Source organism: Pseudoalteromonas sp. MMG022 (genome assembly GCF_021654245.1).
Lineage (GTDB): Bacteria > Pseudomonadota > Gammaproteobacteria > Enterobacterales > Alteromonadaceae > Pseudoalteromonas > Pseudoalteromonas amylolytica.
In genome coordinates this window covers 35,663-53,435 of record NZ_JAKFZQ010000021.1, presented here as the reverse complement: position 1 = coordinate 53,435, position 17,773 = coordinate 35,663, and the positions used below count along the sequence as shown (strand labels likewise).

At 43.9% G+C, this 17,773-nt stretch carries 21 protein-coding genes; 14 read left to right on the top strand and 7 right to left on the bottom strand.

All coding sequences use genetic code 11. The features are described from left to right. Positions 1-36: 36 nt before the first annotated feature. On the bottom strand, positions 37-1,053 hold the full coding sequence (locus tag L1070_RS16665; RefSeq protein WP_237126392.1) for a hypothetical protein: 1,017 nt from the start codon (positions 1,051-1,053) through the stop codon (positions 37-39). A 123-nt stretch (positions 1,054-1,176) separates the two neighbouring features. Here L1070_RS16665 and L1070_RS16660 point away from each other — a divergent pair, with 123 nt between their 5' ends. The 6 genes from L1070_RS16660 (at position 1,177) to L1070_RS16635 (ending at position 6,893) form a co-directional block, all read left to right on the top strand. Continuing rightward, positions 1,177-1,764: a GNAT family protein gene (locus L1070_RS16660; RefSeq protein WP_237126391.1), complete on the top strand. Its 588-nt coding sequence runs from the start codon at positions 1,177-1,179 to the stop codon at positions 1,762-1,764. 116 nt (positions 1,765-1,880) lie between these two features. Further along, positions 1,881-2,936: a DUF418 domain-containing protein gene (locus L1070_RS16655; protein WP_237126390.1), complete on the top strand. Its 1,056-nt coding sequence runs from the start codon at positions 1,881-1,883 to the stop codon at positions 2,934-2,936. A gap of 130 nt (positions 2,937-3,066) precedes the next feature. Continuing rightward, entirely contained in the window at positions 3,067-3,318 is a 252-nt protein-coding gene (locus L1070_RS16650) for a DUF2999 family protein (protein ID WP_070983586.1), read from the top strand. Between the two features lie 208 nt (positions 3,319-3,526). Beyond that, the gene (locus L1070_RS16645) at positions 3,527-3,757 is read left to right on the top strand and encodes a FeoA family protein (protein WP_070983588.1); all 231 of its coding nucleotides are present in this window, start codon (positions 3,527-3,529) and stop codon (positions 3,755-3,757) included. An 8-nt stretch (positions 3,758-3,765) separates the two neighbouring features. Beyond that, a complete protein-coding gene (gene feoB, locus L1070_RS16640) occupies positions 3,766-5,868 on the top strand; it encodes a ferrous iron transport protein B (RefSeq protein WP_237126389.1) in 2,103 nt (700 codons plus the stop codon). A 185-nt stretch (positions 5,869-6,053) separates the two neighbouring features. Next, the gene (locus L1070_RS16635; protein WP_237126388.1) at positions 6,054-6,893 is read left to right on the top strand and encodes a DUF417 family protein; all 840 of its coding nucleotides are present in this window, start codon (positions 6,054-6,056) and stop codon (positions 6,891-6,893) included. A gap of 7 nt (positions 6,894-6,900) precedes the next feature. Here the strand turns inward: L1070_RS16635 and L1070_RS16630 are convergent, their stop codons facing one another. Further along, positions 6,901-7,332, bottom strand: coding sequence for an Lrp/AsnC family transcriptional regulator (locus L1070_RS16630; RefSeq protein ID WP_070983612.1), 432 nt, complete (start codon positions 7,330-7,332; stop codon positions 6,901-6,903). 175 nt (positions 7,333-7,507) lie between these two features. On the opposite strand from L1070_RS16630, the gene L1070_RS16625 reads away from it, so the two are divergent. The 4 genes from L1070_RS16625 (at position 7,508) to L1070_RS16610 (ending at position 11,767) form a co-directional block, all read left to right on the top strand. Next, complete coding sequence (locus tag L1070_RS16625) at positions 7,508-8,572, top strand: ornithine cyclodeaminase (protein WP_275423307.1); 1,065 nt, start codon at positions 7,508-7,510, stop codon at positions 8,570-8,572. Then, positions 8,569-9,477 carry an arginine deiminase-related protein gene (locus L1070_RS16620; protein WP_237126386.1) on the top strand — a complete coding sequence of 303 codons (909 nt, stop codon included), beginning with the start codon at positions 8,569-8,571 and terminating at the stop codon, positions 9,475-9,477. The genes L1070_RS16625 and L1070_RS16620 overlap by 4 nt, the downstream gene beginning before the upstream one ends. A gap of 40 nt (positions 9,478-9,517) precedes the next feature. Further along, positions 9,518-10,927 carry an alanine/glycine:cation symporter family protein gene (locus tag L1070_RS16615; protein WP_237126385.1) on the top strand — a complete coding sequence of 470 codons (1,410 nt, stop codon included), beginning with the start codon at positions 9,518-9,520 and terminating at the stop codon, positions 10,925-10,927. 126 nt (positions 10,928-11,053) lie between these two features. Further along, the gene (locus tag L1070_RS16610; RefSeq protein WP_237126384.1) at positions 11,054-11,767 is read left to right on the top strand and encodes a hypothetical protein; all 714 of its coding nucleotides are present in this window, start codon (positions 11,054-11,056) and stop codon (positions 11,765-11,767) included. 39 nt (positions 11,768-11,806) lie between these two features. Here the strand turns inward: L1070_RS16610 and L1070_RS16605 are convergent, their stop codons facing one another. Then, entirely contained in the window at positions 11,807-12,040 is a 234-nt protein-coding gene (locus L1070_RS16605) for a hypothetical protein (RefSeq protein ID WP_237126383.1), read from the bottom strand. A gap of 434 nt (positions 12,041-12,474) precedes the next feature. Here L1070_RS16605 and L1070_RS16600 point away from each other — a divergent pair, with 434 nt between their 5' ends. Then, entirely contained in the window at positions 12,475-12,690 is a 216-nt protein-coding gene (locus L1070_RS16600) for a helix-turn-helix transcriptional regulator (protein WP_237126382.1), read from the top strand. 5 nt (positions 12,691-12,695) lie between these two features. After that, a complete protein-coding gene (locus L1070_RS16595; protein WP_237126381.1) occupies positions 12,696-13,229 on the top strand; it encodes a hypothetical protein in 534 nt (177 codons plus the stop codon). 360 nt (positions 13,230-13,589) lie between these two features. Here the strand turns inward: L1070_RS16595 and L1070_RS16590 are convergent, their stop codons facing one another. Both L1070_RS16590 and L1070_RS16585 read right to left on the bottom strand, forming a co-directional pair. Further along, positions 13,590-13,898 (bottom strand): DUF1272 domain-containing protein, encoded by a 309-nt coding sequence (locus tag L1070_RS16590; protein WP_237126380.1) that lies wholly within the window; start codon positions 13,896-13,898, stop codon positions 13,590-13,592. Between the two features lie 263 nt (positions 13,899-14,161). Next, a complete protein-coding gene (locus tag L1070_RS16585; protein WP_237126379.1) occupies positions 14,162-14,578 on the bottom strand; it encodes a VOC family protein in 417 nt (138 codons plus the stop codon). 273 nt (positions 14,579-14,851) lie between these two features. Between L1070_RS16585 and L1070_RS16580 the strand changes: the two genes are divergently transcribed. Beyond that, entirely contained in the window at positions 14,852-15,295 is a 444-nt protein-coding gene (locus L1070_RS16580; protein WP_237126378.1) for a cupin domain-containing protein, read from the top strand. Here the strand turns inward: L1070_RS16580 and L1070_RS16575 are convergent. After that, complete coding sequence (locus L1070_RS16575) at positions 15,292-15,870, bottom strand: DUF6151 family protein (RefSeq protein WP_237126377.1); 579 nt, start codon at positions 15,868-15,870, stop codon at positions 15,292-15,294. The genes L1070_RS16580 and L1070_RS16575 overlap by 4 nt on opposite strands. 178 nt (positions 15,871-16,048) lie before the next feature. Next, positions 16,049-16,603, bottom strand: coding sequence for an NAD(P)H-dependent oxidoreductase (locus L1070_RS16570; RefSeq protein ID WP_237126376.1), 555 nt, complete (start codon positions 16,601-16,603; stop codon positions 16,049-16,051). Positions 16,604-16,787: 184 nt separating this feature from the next. Between L1070_RS16570 and L1070_RS16565 the strand changes: the two genes are divergently transcribed. After that, the gene (locus L1070_RS16565) at positions 16,788-17,684 is read left to right on the top strand and encodes a LysR family transcriptional regulator (RefSeq protein ID WP_237126417.1); all 897 of its coding nucleotides are present in this window, start codon (positions 16,788-16,790) and stop codon (positions 17,682-17,684) included. The last annotated feature ends 89 nt before the right edge of the window (positions 17,685-17,773 follow it).

Genomic DNA, 17,773 nt, shown 5'->3' with positions numbered 1-17,773 from the left:
TAGACAATAAGTGATGAAAAGTGGCCCCTAAGAGGGTCACTTTGATTTTGTGTCATCTATAAGGCAGTGCTCGTTAAGTAAGTCTTTTGGCACATGCTTTTGTGGCCTTATTCGGTTATATCGTGCCACTTGGCTGGCGAAGTGTTCACTCAACCATCGAACATTCACCATATCAACATACTGCTGCATGGACTGTTGTTGGCCATGTTCAAACAAAAAGTCACCATGCTCAATGGCGTAGGCTAAACGTTGTAGGTGTATTTCATTTGGAGCTTCTAACACGTTAACCAGCGCACGCATAATGACAAAATGATAATAGTAATGATGATTGTTGTTCGGTACTGCAAAAATTGTTTGCCTTACAGAGTTTTGATAGCGCCAAAACTGTGCGAAGTCACCAAGTAAAACCTCAGTATTGAGCAAGTTCAAACCAATTCTTGCCGCGGTCTCAGTCTCATTTGCAAGGCTTAAATCACGATATAACTCCTTGAACAAGTCTCTAGCTTGATAGAGCTGGTTGTTATCAAGCAGATTATTAGCCACATTGATTTTTACACGTAAACGCTGTTGTTCATCTGTAGCAAGTAACTTTGCTTCTTCGAGGATCTGCTTTGCCTTATCATGCTGCTTTAGGCGTACCATCGCAGACTGTAAATTAAGCAAGGTGTGAAAGCGAAAATGGGGATCGTTTTGATTAAGGTCTAAAGCACATCGATATGCAAAAATAGCATCTTGGTAATGGCCATTGATACGCATTAAAACTCCCATATTACTGATTATCTTAGCTTTATGATTGTCTATAATGGGTTGCCATAGCGGTTGGGAGAGCTTAACTGAAATGTCATTGGCTAATTTGGGTTGGTTGCTGACTATCGCGGCTCTTAACGTGAGCTGATAAAATTGTGCTGACCCAGTATTGGCTGGCAAATTTGTATGCTGGTAGTAGCGTTCGGCAAGCTCAGCTGGCTCTTGCATAAACTGGGACTTTAGTTCAGCTAAATCGGGTGGTGTGCTTTGTATCAAACCAATTAAAAACGCAAAATTTAATAGCACATCTACTCCAGCTATAAGACAAGGTGCCAATGAGGCGAATGTTGCAGATTTAACTTTATGTAAAAGTTACTCAGATAAACGCAGTGTAACATCGAATAATTAATCGTAAAGGAAATAACAATAATGTGGATAAAAAACGTACCGCTTGAGGGTCGCTGGGTTACTCTAACGCCACTGGCTATGGGGCATTCGGAGGCGTTAAAAAATGCTGTGCAAGATGGTGAATCTTGGCGTCTTTGGTACGCAAATGTGCCTAAACCGGAACAAATGGATGATTATGTCGCGGATGCGATAGTAGGTGCTGAACAAGGTAATGTCGCGTATGCTGTGATCAATAATCAAAGTCAACAAATTGTCGGAACGACCCGTTATTATCAAGTGGATAGTGATAACCGCAGGGCAGCTATTGGCTATACATGGTATGCAAACTCTGCTCGCCGTACTGCGATTAATACGGAAGCTAAATTGTTATTACTAGAGAACCTGTTTGGGCAATGCAATGCGGTCGCAGTTGAGTTTCGCACGCACTTTTTAAATCATACATCACGCGGGGCAATTGAACGCTTGGGCGCTAAATTGGACGGCATATTACGAGCACATCAAATCATGAGAGATGGTTCGTTAAGAGACACCGCCGTCTATTCGATAGTTGCTAGTGAATGGCCCGCTGTTCGCAATAATCTTCAGTACAAATTGTCCTCAAGGATGTAATGAAATGTAGCCAAGCAGTGCTCATCCTTTGCAATTTTCAACCAATCCTTACAGTTAATTAGTGTCAATTTTTTTATGCTAATCCAATCTGACTTGGGGCTCAGGACAATAGATTAATGACACGATTAGTAGGGATTGATGTTGCAAGGGCGCTGGCTTTATTTGGCATGGTTATCGTGAATTTTAAGTTGGTTATGGGAGTACAGGAGGGTGACTCTGCGCTGTATTACATCACCAGTCTAATAGAGGGGCGGGCTTCTGCATTATTCGTGATTTTAGCTGGTGTGGGTCTGAGTTTTATGGCGACTCACGATGCGCAAACACGGCGACTGCCTTTGGTGCGTTGGCAGATTTTTAAGCGGGCCATTGTCTTATTTGCTATTGGTTTAGCATACACGCCGATTTGGCCCGCTGATATTTTACACTTTTATGGACTTTACTTTGTTGTTGCGGCGTGTGTGATCACCTTCTCAAATCGTTCGCTGTTGTGGGTATGTGCTGGTTTAATAGTGGGCTTTGTATTGCTGTTAAGCTTGCTTAATTATGAGCAGGGCTGGCACTGGGATACGTTAGTCTATAAAGACATGTGGTCATGGCAGGGCATGTTTAGACACTTATTTTTTAATGGCTTTCACCCTGTCTTGCCATGGGCTGCATTTTTAGTCTTTGGCATTTGGCTCGCCCGACAGCCATTATTGGATAAATCTTTTCAACACGCCGCGTGTAAGCGGGCTTTGACAATATTAATACTAATGGAAACGACACTGTGGCTGTTGCGTAGTTGGCTTGAACTTGATAACACAGACAAGGACCTTGGCGTGCTGTTGTCATCGCAAATGATGCCGCCTTTGCCAACGTATATGGTTTCAGCTAGCTGCTCTGCGACTTTGGTACTGATTGGGTGTATATGGATTGCACAGAGGTGGCACGAGTATTGTGTTTTTAAGTACCTTGCTCAGGTCGGTCGGTTGTCATTAACATTTTATGTGGCACACGTACTTATTGGTATGGGCACTTTAGAGGCATTAAATATGCTGGGAGGTCAAACAATAGAAACCGCGATTTTGTGTGCAGCAATATTTTGCTTGGCTGCGGTATTGGTCAGTGCATTATGGTTAGCGAAATTTAGGTCTGGTCCACTTGAGGCGCTATTTAGAGTGATCACAAAGTAAGCATGTCATGCGAGTGCGTTATTCAATATCTTGAAAATAACATTAATCGCCACTATTTATAAGTATCACTCAGCGCTGCTGATGAACACAGCGGGCTGAGACAGTCAGATAATACAGTTAAGGCGCAGGCATGAATCCTATTTTAGCAATTTTAAAAGAACATAATATCAGCGATGAACAAGTGAATGAGTTGTTCCAGACGCTCACAGAGAATCCAATGATGGCCATGGGGGTTATTTCATCGCTAGGTATTCCCCCTGAAAAGCTACAGCAGTTAATGGGGTTGGTGATGCAAAATCCAGCACTCATAAAAGAAGCTGTTGATGAGCTGGGTTTAGACTTTGCTAAAGTTGAACAAGCGAAAGCAAAGCTCAATCAATAATCCACTTTTGCTACGGCGAGGTCCCAGCTCGCCGTTGTCTTCATACAAAACACACATCGCACCACTACAAATCACCCAATTAGTTTGATCAAAAACATTGAATGACAAAAGTGAGCAGCGCTACCGCTTTCATTCGTTTAGGGTCTGAGTTATCATGCATAAAAATCGTAATGGGAATTATTGCTAATTACAATAAGTGGTTTAGCCTATGACTTTAAACGAATTAAAATTTCAGCAAAAAGCGGTAATAGCCGCTTTAAATCATCAAGATATTGCGCTAGCAAGTCGTATTATGGCTTTGGGGTTGGTCCCTGGAGAGACAATAGAGCTTATGAATGTGGCCCCCATGGGATGCCCGTTGCAGGTCAAAGTAGGCGATACGCTAGTAAGTGTGCGTAAAAGCGATGCAAGCTTGATAGCACTGCAAACAGCCAAGTAGGGGAAAAAATGAAAATTGCATTAGTTGGTAACCCTAACTGTGGCAAAACGACGGTATTTAATCGTCTGACAGGGTCTAAACAAAAGGTTGGGAACTGGCCAGGTGTAACCGTTGAGCAAAAAGTAGGGTTGTTTTCACTAACTGTTGAAACGGATGCCAAAGAGGTTGAGCTAATTGATTTGCCAGGTTTGTATAGCCTTGAGCAAATTGATGCGGGGCAGGATGAGCAGATTGCGATTGACTTTTTACGCAATGGTGACGCAAGTCTTATCATCAATATTGTTGATGCCGCAAACCTTGAACGTAACCTGGTGTTGACCACTCAGTTGCAAGAGTTGGGTGTGCCCATGGTAGTGGTAGCAAATATGGTGGACGTGGCTACCCAGCGTGGTAAAACGTTGAATGTTGATTTGCTAAGTGAGCGTTTGGGTTTCGCCGTTGTGGAGATGGTCGGCTCGACAGGTAAAGGAACCGATACGCTTAAAACTGCGTTAGCCAAGGCGATAGAAAGTAATGAGCCTGCGCCTTCAATATCGTCTGAAAAACCAAGCGAAGAGACCGATCCAATTAAGCAAACCACTGAGCGATACAAAAAAGTGCGTGGTTTAACGCAAGGCGTGAATGTGATTTCTCCTCAGCGCTCAGACATCACCGACAGCATAGATAAAATCGTACTGAATCGCTTTTTAGGTGTGCCAATCTTTCTTGGGATGATGTATCTGATGTTTACCATCGCGGTAAATTTTGGCGCAGTATTTATTGATTTTTTTGATATTTTTGTCGGCGCGCTGTTAATCGATGGCGTTAAAGAGGTACTCGGTGCTATCAATGCGCCCACTTGGCTTGGGGTTATATTGGCAGATGGCTTTGGTGCCGGTATACAGCTGGTCGCAACATTTATTCCTGTGATTGGCGTGTTGTATCTGTGTTTATCTTTGCTTGAAGACAGTGGTTATTTATCTCGTGCGGCGTTTGTCATAGACAGGTTGATGTCGTCCATTGGTTTACCAGGTAACGCGTTTGTACCACTCATCGTTGGCTTTGGTTGTAATGTGCCAGCGGTGATGTCAGCACGTACCATGAACCGTGAATCAGACCGTTTATTAACCATCATTATGGCTCCCTTTATGTCATGTGGTGCGCGCCTCACTGTTTACGCTTTATTTGCTGCGGCATTTTTTCCAACCAACGGCGCCAATGTGGTATTTGCACTTTATTTGTTGGGTATCGTTGTTGCCATAGGCAGTGGTTTTGTATTTAGAAAACTGGTGTTTACCGGTGAGAAAACGCCTTCATACACTGAAATGCCCGCCTATCACTTGCCAGTATGGCGCAATATTTGGCTAACCACTTGGCACCGCTTGAAGAGCTTTGTGATGCGAGCAGGTAAAACAATCGTGCTGGTTGTTGTGTTATTGAGTTTGGTAAACTCAATTGGTACGGATGGCAGTTTTGGCAATGAAAACACCGAACGTTCGGTGTTGGCAAAAGTAGCTCAAGTGGTGACACCAGTATTAAAACCACTTGGTATTGAAGAAGACAACTGGCCTGCAACTGTGGGTGTGGTGACAGGCTTATTTGCTAAAGAAGCGATAGTCGGTACTCTAGATGCGTTATATATTGGTGAAGGTGAGCAAGCAAGCGAGTATTCGTTGGTAAACTCAACGGTGGAAGCATTGCAGACCATCCCTAGCAACTTCATTGATTTGCTTAGTAACTTGGGCGATCCGCTCGGTTTAGGCGCATTAGATGAAACGGATGCCAACAGCAACGCGTTATTGACGCAAATGGCCGGCCAGTTTAACGGCCAGTTGGGAGCCTTTAGCTACCTTGTACTGATCTTATTGTATACCCCATGTGTCGCAGTGTTAGGCGCGGTTAAGCGTGAATCTGGCGCACGTTGGATGTGGTTGGTAATCGGCTGGACAACGTCTTTGGCGTATATTCTATCGACCAGTATTTATCAGATAGCCAACTTCGCCCAGCAACCTCTATTTGCCAGTGTTTGGTTGCTCGTAATGGCGGCTATTACGCTTGCATGGTGGGCAGGTTTAAGAGGCTTAGGCAAGCAGTTAAACCAACCGCCAACGTATCAAATAAATTTAGGTTAGCAAGCCTTAAAAAACCAGAAGCGGCGCATGATGCGCCGTTTTTTATGGTTTTTTGAGACTCACAACGCGCAATTCTCGCATCACTATTGGCATTTGCCCCAAGGCGTACTAAAGCTTGTTATCTATGAATTAAAAGTTCTCGGTTGGCGGTCTAGTGCCATATCTGAAACTTATAAGAGAAAGATATGTTAGATAAGTATGAAAATTGCGCGATTAAGACATGTTTAGCATTGAGTTTGCTGTTGTTGGGTGTGTCGTTCATGTTGGATGGCAACACCAAGGGTATGGCTATTTTGTTGGACTTTTACCGTTTGGAGTCAATGTTATCCCCCCAAACTATGGGGCTAATCACCGGAGGTGTAATGATGGCGACGGCGGTGATGGGGGCGCTGGCAAGGGAGGCTAAATCAAACCTCATCACTGCGGGGGCACTGCTATTTATTGCTGTGGTAGCCTTGCTTACTTTGCTAAGTCCAAGTCGTTATCTTCAGGATTTAGGGGGCTTTCCTATTCTTGGTTCGGGGCAGGGGATCATAAAATATGCTGCGCTTATACCGCTGGTATTAAGTATTTATTTATACAAACGTTATTCTTTAAAACAATTGGCTTGGCTGAACTACCTGAGCGTTGCAATGGTGTTGTATTGGATTGGTGGCTTAAAGTTTTTTGAATTTGAAGCCAAGGGCATTGTATCTTTGGTAAGCACATCGCCTTTTATGTCTTGGTTGTACGATGTATTTTCTGTGCAGCAGGCATCCAATATTATTGGTGTGTTTGACGTGTTTTTTGCCTCATTATTGGGGCTTGGGCTGTGGCTTAAACGACCAAATATACTCTGGGCCGGAATACTTGGCTGTGGATCGGTGTTTGTCATGACACAAACGTTTTTATTGTCGGCGCAAGGGGCCTTTAGCGCTCAGACTGTGCTCGGGGGGCTTGGGCAGTTTGTGATAAAAGACTTGTGGTTTATTGCCAATTTGCTGGTGATTATTTGTTATACCAAGCAACTTGCCAAGGCGAACTAAAGTAGGGTTAGGTGGTGGAGAGCATAATGCTGGTTTCACTGTTTAAAATGCCATGAATGGTTCGCACTTCACGTAGTACCCCATCAAAAGCGGTCAAATTGGCCGCTTTGATTTCTGCGATGAGGTCCCACGCGCCATTGGTGGTATGTATTCTCACAAGCTCAGGGATGCCTTTTAGCTTTTGGATAACTTGTGAGGTTGATTGACCCGTCACTTCAATCATCATAATCGCACGCACTGAATCACTGTCTATTTCTTCGTGCACTCTAACCGTAAAACCTAAAATCGCCCCACTGCTTATTAACCGGTCTAATCGGTTTTGAATTGTCCCGCGTGAGACCTTAAGTAAATCAGCCAGTGTGGAGATGGACGCGCGACCGTCTTTGCGCAGTGCGCCAATCAGTGCTTTGTCTAACGAGTCGTAAAGGTAAGGTTGCATGGCTTTGACAAAAAGAATGACGATAAGGGAAAAATAGCAATAACTAACATTTTGCACAATAGTCTTATTGAAAATGATAAAAAATAGTTCAATTTGTATAATTTTTTGACATTTTAACTGTTTAATTGGCTGGCTATAGTAACCCTGACATTATGACAACACTTTTGGAGGGGCTATGCAGCCGTTTATTTCTCATCTTAAGCAAGGTGTACCTTTGGTGGACGTGGGCACAATGCGTTCGCTGATTAACAAAGTTGGAATAGAGACATTTTTAACTGAACTTAGCGTGCGTTTAGAGCAGGATTTTGCCAGATGGCAGCAGTTCGATAAATCGGCACGCTATGCCTCACACTCCGAGTCGGGCGTGATTGAGCTAATGCCAATTAGTGACGGTGAGTTCTTTAGCTGTAAATATGTGAACGGACATCCGAAAAACACCCATGTTGGATTGCAAACCGTCGCGGCCTTTGCTGTGCTTGCCGATGTGGATACAGGCTATCCAATTTTGCTCTGTGAAATGTGCCTACTGACTGCACTTCGCACCGCGGCCACCTCTGCGCTGGTGGCCAAGTACTTGGCACCTAAAAATACTCGCACGCTGGCATTGATTGGCAATGGTGCTCAGTCTGAATTTCAAGCGCTTGCCTTTAAAGCATTGCTAGGCGTGACGCATATTCGTTTGTTTGATATTGATGTTAACGCATCTCACAAAGTGAAGAAGAATCTAGCAGGCAGCGGCTTAACAGTAGATATTTGCAGCAGTGCCACAGAGGCCATCAAAGGGGCTCAGGTGATCACAACCTGTACCGCCGACAAGCGCAATGCCACTATCTTAACATCGGATATGGTGGGCGATGGTGTACACATTAACGCCATCGGTGGTGATTGCCCCGGTAAAACTGAACTGGATGCGGATTTGCTAAAACGTGCGCAAGTATTTGTGGAATACGAACCTCAAACGCGTATTGAAGGGGATATTCAACAGCTTGAAGAGACTTTTGCCGTCACTGAGTTTCATCAATTAGTTAATGGCAAGGTCCATGGGCGAGTGGATGAGCAACAACTGACGATTTTCGATGGTGTAGGGTTTGCGCTGGAGGATTTTAGCGCTTTAAACTATGTTAATGAATTAATAGGTAAACAGGCTTCAACACGACTTGACTTAATCACTCAACAAGACGACCCTCGTGATTTATTTTCCGTGTTACAAGCAAACCCAGCAGTACAGGTCGCCGTATGAAACCAAAACAAACGCCCAATGCGGTGGTGATGGTTCGCCCTCACCACTTTGTATCTAACCCGCAAACGATGCAAGACAACGCCTATCAAGTTATTGCCGACAGCCAGCATGTCAGCCTACGTGCTTATCAAGAAGTCACTAATGTGGCGCAGACATTGTCGGATGCGGGCGTGACGGTGCACTTGTTTGAAGATAAAACCAAGCTGACACCCGATTCCGTATTCCCCAATAACTGGTTTTCCACACACGCTGATGGGCAATTACTCATTTATCCCATGTATGCACCCAATCGCCGCATGGAGCGCCGCTTGGATGTGATAGAGCTGTTTCACAAGCAATATCAGGTTGAATCAGTTACAGACTTAAGCCGCCTTGCTGAGAGTGAGCTGTTTTTAGAGGGAACAGGTTCCATGGTGATGGATCATCCTCACAAAGTGGTTTATGCGGTTGAGTCAAAACGTACATGTGCTAAGTTGGTGGCACAGGTTTGTAAGCAAATTGGCTATGAGAGCGAGGTATTTAACGCCTATGACGCGCAAGGGGTGGCGGTTTATCACACCAACGTGTTGATGTGTGTTGCCAGCGAGTTTGTCATGATCTGTTTGGATATGGTGCCAAAAGAGCAACGAGCAGTGTTAGAGCAGCGTTTTGCACAGCAAAATAAAGTAGTCATTGCACTCACACTCGAGCAAATCGCACAGTTTTGCGGTAATGCGTTGGAGTTGCAAGGTCGTGACGGGCGTTTGCTCGCGCTCTCACAAACGGCATTTGCTGCGCTTACTCAAGAACAAAAAGCCATGATTGAGCGCTCAGCTAAACTTTTGCCAATGGCAATACCAACGCTGGAATCGGCAGGCGGCTCAATCCGCTGTATGCTCGGTGGTGTACATTTGCAAAAAAGATAATAACAACAAAGCACACAGTGGTGCACAACAGGAGTCTACTATGGTGAGTGAAGTGATTGGCAGTGTTAACGCCCTATTGTGGGGAGAGGGACAACTACTGATATATATTCTGCTCTTTGCAGGTGTGTGGTTTTCAACTCGACTAGGGCTCATTCAATTGCGCCAGTTTACTCACATGTTTACGCTTCTAAAAGGCAGCTCTCAAGCAAGTGACCAAGAGGTAAGCTCTTTTCAAGCATTGTGCACCGGATTGTCTGCTCGCGTTGGTACGGGTAATTTGGCTGGGGTGGCCGTGGCCATTTCGCTAGGTGGTAGTGGCGCTATTTTTTGGATGTGGGTGATTGCGATCTTAGGCATGGCGACGGGCTTTGCTGAGAGCGTGCTCGGTCAGGTTTATAAGGTACGCGATAGCCAAGGGGAGTTTCGTGGTGGCCCTGCTTATTATATTCAGCTAGGACTCAACAAACGCTGGTTGGCCGTCGTTTTCGCCATTTGTTTGTTCTTAGGCTATGGCTTTAGCTTTAGCGCCATGCAAACCAACACCATCACCGATGCGCTGTCGTTTGCTTTTGACGTACCACCGCTATACTCGGGTATTGTGATCACGGTGCTAGCAGGTTCCATCATTATGGGCGGGTTTAAGGCCATTGCCCGTTTTGCCGAGCGGGTGGTGCCCGTGATGGGAATCGTATTTGTCTCAGCGGCGTTGCTTATCACACTCATCAACTACGCTGAAGTACCAGCGATGATCAAAGACATTATGCTCAGTGCTTTTGGCTTGCAAGAAGCAGGCGCAGGAGCGATGGGCGCTGCGATTAAAAATGGTATTCAGCGCGGCTTATATTCCAATGAAGCAGGGGCCGGTAGTGTGCCGCACGCATCAGGCGCAGCAAGCCCAGTGCCTAATCACCCAGTTACTCAAGGTTATATTCAAATGCTCGGTGTGTTTTTTGACACTATTGTGTTGTGTAGTTGTACCGCGGTGATTATTTTGCTGGCCGATGTGGATATCAGTGGAGAAATGGAAGGGATCCGACTGACGCAAAGCGCGATGACGGCGCACTTAGCACAAGGGGGCGTGTATTTTGTTGCCGCAGCGATCACCTTGTTTGCCTTTACCTCGGTGGTGGCCAATTTTGCTTATGCAGAAAGTAACCTACACCTATTTAAGCTCGACAATAAACTTGGACGCAGCATCTATACCGCGATGTATTTAGGCATGATGCTGTGGGGCGCAACAGCAACGCTCAAAGAGGTGTGGAGCCTTGCCGATATGGCTTTGGGCTTGATGACGTTGGTGAATATTTTTGCCATCATACAACTGACCCCAACTGTTGTGGCGCTCAGCAAAGACTATCACGACCAGCGCAAGCAAGCTAAAGAGCCAGAATTTGACCCCGCATTAGTTAAAGTACAGGGCAAATGCGAGCCGGGCGTGTGGGATAAATAACCCTTTGCTGCGCTCAAATGGAGCGAGATTATATCGTGGTTTGTAAGCATCATTGGTATAGCGCTCGCTCAAGGAATGATAAAACTCGTCGATAACAGGTGAGCACAATAACGTACAAGGAAAAGTATGAAAGTTAATAGCAATGTAATGAGCGCTGCGCAGCACGTGGCGCTTTCTAGCCAAAATAATCTCGAACTATCTCAGCATGATAAAGCCGAGAAATTGAATAACATCAAGACTCTACCTACAGATGTTTATCATCAAGACTCGTTACAAGACCCAAAACCAACGTATGATAGGCCTGTTTCCATATCATCGAATGAAGAAGCGGTGACAAAAAGCCTTGATAAGGCGTTGGATGATATCGCCCTTGCGACCGTGCACTTATACACGCCAAGTGGTACGCTTTCTCAGTCAGTCAACAAGATGTCAAAACAGTTCGAAGGGATCATGTCAGATTTACATAAGCAGCTTCCACAGCTAGCGAATACGGACTGGGGCATTGCGATCACGGAATCCGGTGAATTACACGTTACTGGTTCGCTAACAGATGATGAGCGAACATTGGTTGAAAAAGCACTCAATAGTAACGATGAGTTTGTTGCCGCTGCCAATGATTTTAAGTCTAGCTACTTGAAATATATAGATATGGAAGTGCGCGGCTGGGCCAAGTATGACGTGAATGAAGACAATTTTTCACAAATTTTTGATCTTAAAGACATACTAGACAGCTCAAAGAGCGACGAGCATTTTAAAAAAGAGTGGGGTTATGAGAGCAACTGGATGAAGTTGCACGAGAATATTTCACAGCAATTGAGTAGCAAAGCGAGTAAATATTGATAGGAGTAAGGGCTTCTATATGTAGAAGCCCTCATATTGTTATGATGGGTTACTTGAGATCAGATCTTGATCACAAATGTGTCCAAAGTAAACGAAAGACACGTTGTCACCGCCGATACCAATAGTATCTATTCTTCCTTGTTCATCGAAACCTCTGTTTGTCGGAATGTCTATACGCCACATACCCACTTCAACATCAGAGCGCCATTCATTTTTATAACCAAAACTATAATGCTCAATACCTGTGGCATTTGGATTACAGTACAGGGTCAATGTGAGCTGGGCGTGTGGGATAAATAACCCTTTATTGCGCTCAAATGGAGCGAGGTTCTAACAATCAGAACATAAAAGCCATAGTTAAAGTGAAGGCGATAAACAACACCATGAATAGGCTAGGTCTGCCTGAATATCAGCCTCAAGGGCGAAAACCCGAGTTTGAGGTTCATGACCTGATTTGATCAACAAGGCACACTTTTAAGACCTTTCCAAAGTTCTTCTTTTATATTTTCGCAAACACGGAGTTATATAAAAATCTTCATGAAATGCTCATTTTAAGCTTTATTTGTTAACAAATGGTTGCCGCATGGTTACTTGGCTGATAAATTGCGCGTATGGAATAAGGATGAGGGTACAAGTGTGTGATTAACAGGGGCAGAAAGGACAAAACAAACAATTTCAAGCTGTACGTTCAACGTTCAATAAGGCAGATGAGGCTCGAAAAAAAGTGGACACAAGAGCAGCTAGGGAAGAAGCTCGGAGTGGATCAAGCAAGTATTAGCAATTACGAGTCGGGTAAAACCGAGATGACATGTACCCAACTTTTTGAGCTATTTTTAATTTTTGGTAAAGACTTGAGCAATGTGTTTGATTTCAAAAACTCAAATATTCAAGATGTACCTATTGAAGAACAAGAAAAGGAATAAATCACATGTATGATATTTATACGATTGTAGATTATCTGTTTCCACTCATTGTCGCGCTAGGATTGGTATTTAGCTGGAAAGTGCCTACTGCACGCTGGTTTCTGCTTTCTTATTTTTTTGTTGTTTTGTTTAGCTCAGCCTCGTTTCCCATTACTATTCAATGGAATACACATTACTACATATTTGAAGCCTTAATTAATATTGTTTTTATATTTCCTATCCTTTATCGTAGGGACTTAGCGTTGTTTCTTTATAGCAAAACAGGTTTAGATTTTTACCATCAAGTCTATAAAAAACAAAAACTTTCTGCACAAGAATGCGTTATTATCTTAGTAGTAGCTTTATCAGTTTTAGCTAATGTGATCACTTGGCTTGAAGTATTAGCTTACAAGTACTATTGGCTAGATAATGCATACTTCAAGCTATACTGTCGAGACAATATTATTTTGCTTATTCAGTTTCTCTTGTGTGGATGTTTTATAACATATTCATTAAAAGCAGAGTCGAGGGAATTGAATTATGACAGAGCTCAAAATTAAACAATTGAAAAAGGTCCTAGGTGGCATGAACTCTGGCTCGCCAGATCTTCCTGTACGCCAACAAACGCAACAATTTTCTCCCCCGCCGACCTACAGCGGGGGAAATTAAAGCTAAAAGCGCATTTTGATGCGCTTTTTAATATGAACATATTCATACTGCCTTTTTAGCTTACTCTTGTTCATACTAAAGATATTGTTGGTAAAGATTTTCTATTAAAGCGAAGTAGGTTGGTATAAGCGAAGCGCCATCCGACGCTTTAACCGCTTCACGCAATCGGTGCTATGTCTTGCGTTTGATTACTGTTATTTGAACGTTTGCCTGTGGCACCAATGCGGTTACTTGATGCGCGCTTAGCCAGCTCATCGATCCTCAGGTGAAATATGTTTTGCAGTCGCGGCAAACTCTTTTAGCTCCTGCAAAGTGTATTTTGTGTGTACTCTTTTTGTCGAGGGGGGTTGGTGATCAATACTTAATCCAGTGCGCCTTGCCACTTTAGGTCTAATGGGCCTTGGTGAAAAACCACCGCCACAATTAGGGCAGACATTTTCTAATATTTCGTCCACACACTGTTTGCAAAACGTACATTCGTAAGTACAGATCATCGCCTCAGATGAATCTGCTGGTAAGTCTTTATCACAGCACTCGCAATTTGGTCTTATTTCTAACATGTTTTTCTAACTTCCATGGTTGTCCGTGCAGCTCAATCGCAAAAAATGTCACAGCTTACGGGGTGAGTTTGGTTTGTTATACAGGTTACACCGTTAAAATAAAAGCGAAGGTCAATGAAGTGTCGTTGCTTATTACCCAAAGCTTTAAAGAAATATATTGCTCAGTGCAGTAGGTTAATTCACATGTGCCACCAGATAACCGTTAAAGGTTTGCGCTTGGCCCATTCCCAAGCGCTTGTTCGATATGACTATACACATCTTGGTTAATCATCGTTATTACGCTCGTGAGGTAGATCGCTAAAGTATTCTACAAACTCAACTTCAAAGCCGTCTGGGTCGATAAAATACACATTGTGGCGGTATGGGTTATCACGGCTGCCTTTATCGACTTGATACCCTGCTTGTTCCATTCTATCGATAAGTGCGCTGAGGTTATTCACCACAAAGGCAAAGTGACCAAGACCGGTCTGGTGGCCTGCTAATTGACGATTTTCACCTTCGCCATGATCGCTAAAGGCAATGTAGTTGTAGTCATCGCCAAAATGTAACCAGTGGCGTGCTTTTCCATACCACTCGCCGTGGCCTTGGCTGCGGACATGCCAATGAGGAAATGCGGCTTGATAAAAACGCAAAGATTGTTCCATATCTGTAATCACTAAATTCACATGTTCTAAACGCATAGTTCGCTCCTATTTATTTTTCATTGTATTTGTCAAAAGCTCAAAGAACTTGTCGAGAAAAGTTTTACTCAACGCTCGGTTAATATCGTTCATAAGTTCCTCCTGTGATGTGTTGAGGTAACTTTAAAACCTCAAGTTAACTTTAGGTAAAGGGCTTTTTTAGTTTTTTATTTAAAAAGATACGTCACATTTGCAGCGGCCATGTGTTGCACACACTGAGATTGCGATATGCTTATAGAAAGTTAAGTCTTTCAATAAAATAGGTGTGTAAGCATGATAAGTGCGTTGAATAAGGTGGTAGTAGCAACGGCTATGTTAGCAAGTGGCGTTGTGGGGGCAGAATCTAGTACGCCAGAGCAAGGTAAAGAGGTTTCATTCAGTGTTGTAGCAAAAAGCACACAAAGCTGGGATGGCAGCCAGCTGCCAAAGTACCCTAAAGGCCAACCAGAGGTGACCATTGTAAAAGTGGTCATCCCCGCAGGAGCAACAGTGGTGCAACACAAACATCCGATGATCAACGCAGGCGTCATGTTGAAGGGCAAGCTAACGGTGACATCAGAAGATGGCAAAGTATTACACCTAGGCCCTGGCGACCCAATTATTGAGCTGGTCAACAAATGGCACAAAGGTAAAAATGAAGGGGATGAATCCGTTGAGATCTTGGTTTTTTATGCCGGTGTGAAGGATCAGCCATTGAGTATCAAGCACACAGATTAGTGTGCTTGAATGTGTGGTGTAACTATAGGTGTACCATCTGGTTTAAAAAAGCAGTTGGGGGCGTGTTTTTGTTGGACCTTCCAAGTGGCTAATTTAACCAAAGTGGCGAGTACTAAGCGTTTATGACCTTGTGCTCCCAGTAGGTCGTCAGGTACTAACCCAGTGGCATCTTTTAAATGTACAGAGCCCTTGATCGCGCCTGCTTTTTCATCCAGCGACGGATCATTAATAAAGCTGCGGATCACGCCAATAAACGGCCAGCCAGCAGTCAGGGTATTACCAATGGGCGTATTACAACACTTGGCATACCAACGGTGTAAGCCCTTTTCGCTGAGTTTTAAACACGCAATGTGCTCCTCACCCTCAAGGATATTGAAGTGTGAAATGGGCACCTGCACAATTTCAGTTCCACCATATGTATTTAAAACATCATCTGCGCGTTTAAGTGCGTGGGCAAACTGCTGACAATCACTGCAATAACATATCAGATGATTGGCCACCTTGGGTGAGATTGGTACAACAGATGCCTTGACCTTTTTACATTGGCAGCTCAGTGAAAGTGGAGAGTGTGCCATGTTGCTATCCTTATATCGGCTAATCAAGAATTTTCAGGTATCAAACTACTGGGTTAAATGGTTTTAGTAAAGCGCATTTACGGTGAATGTGTAGATCGTAGAGGCGCTATATATTTTTTAAAATCTCAAAAACACAGTCATATGGTCATTGTTTGACTCAGGCGCTGCTGCGGTTTAGTCAGATCTCTGTCCGTTGCATGCCATTGTGCTTGATATGAGGCGCTTGGAGTTGTGCTAGCAAATGAGCCACTTCATCTGGGTCAACCTTGAACCCGTTTGTGCATGGAGCGTGGACCAATCCCGTATGTTTGATATCAAAATAATGAAACAAACGCTCAAAAAATCCGGCAAAAATCTCACAAGGGTGATTCTGTGCTGATGTGGTCAGCACAAAGCCACGCTTGTTCTTCAGTCCTTTACCAATTGGCTTTACGCTTAAGTTTTCAGTGAGTTCGGTCATACGGTCAATCAGACGTTTCATGTTTGATGTGACACCATGCCAATAGACAGGAGAGGCAAAAATAATGTTGTCAGCCCAATCAAGAGTCTGTGCAATCGTATAAAAGTCATCTTGAGGATAGTTGTTATCGTAATTGTAATCGCTAAATGTGAGCTTATCTATTTCGATAAATCGCACGCGCTCACTTGGTAGCTTTTCTAACACTTGGGTGACGAGTCGGTAAGTATTACCTGTTTGGTTAGCACTTGAAAATAAAATAACACTATTAGACATATTATGTACTCCTTTTTGAAACTTAGCGCAGTCTAAAAGCTCAACCTAACTTGAGGTAAAGCGGTATTTTCAAATTTTTTCACCTGTGTGTTTTTGGGTAAACGAAGAAAAACGTTTTTACCTTCAAAGTGATATGCTTTACTTATTGAGTAATGGCTTATAAATGACAGGAAAGCAGCTGAGTATGTTAAGAATCACGCTTGAACAATGGCGGATGTTTCGGATGGTGGCAGAGCATGGCGGGTTCAACCAAGCGGCGGCACAAATTCACAAGAGCCAATCGAGTATCCACAGCGCGGTGGCTAAAATTGAGCAATCTTTAGATGTGAAGGTTTTTAGCGTTGATGGCAGAAAAACCAAATTAACAGCAGCAGGAGAAATGCTGCTGCGCCGAGCTAACTACTTGCTAGATGAAGCTGAAAAGGTTGAGGCGGTCGGTCATACCTTAGCACTAGGTGTAGAAGCTTCTCTACGAATTGCGGTTGATGAGGTCTTTGCTCAGCAGGTTTTGTATCAGGCGTTGGAAGCCACATCACAAAAGTATCCTTTACTGCGTATTGAGCTGATCGAATCGATCCTCTCGGGGGCTCATGAACTGATTGAAAATAACCAAGCTGATATTGCGATTTCACCCATTCATCTGCCCAATGGCTTTAATGAACACTTGTGTCAGGTTGAGTTTGCTGCGGTTGCCAGCCCTACACATTCGTTGCACTTGTTAAAAAGAGAGTTAACGCTAGAGGACCTAAAGTCTTGTCGCCAAATCGTGCTGAGAGATTCTGCGCATACAAAGCGCTCTGACTCTGGTTGGCTTGGTGCTCATCAGCGTTGGACGGTGAGTCATTTACGTACGTCGATAGATATGATCAGTAACGGGCTAGGGTTCGCTTGGTTGCCAGTAAGTTCTATAAAAGAAGAATTAGAGCAGGGCGTGTTAAAGCGCCTACCTTTGACGCACAACGCAAAGCGCACCAGTTCACTATACTTAGTTTTTCAAGATGAGGATCGTTTAGGGCTGGGAGCACGAACATTTATTGAACAGTTGAGGCGCTTATGTGAAGTTGCAAGCGCCTCAACTTAGCAGTCGTAGCTTGACCAGCGCTTTTGGTCACTAACCGCAAATGCAGTCATAGCTGCTGAGCAATATGATATTGGTAGTATAAATGACAA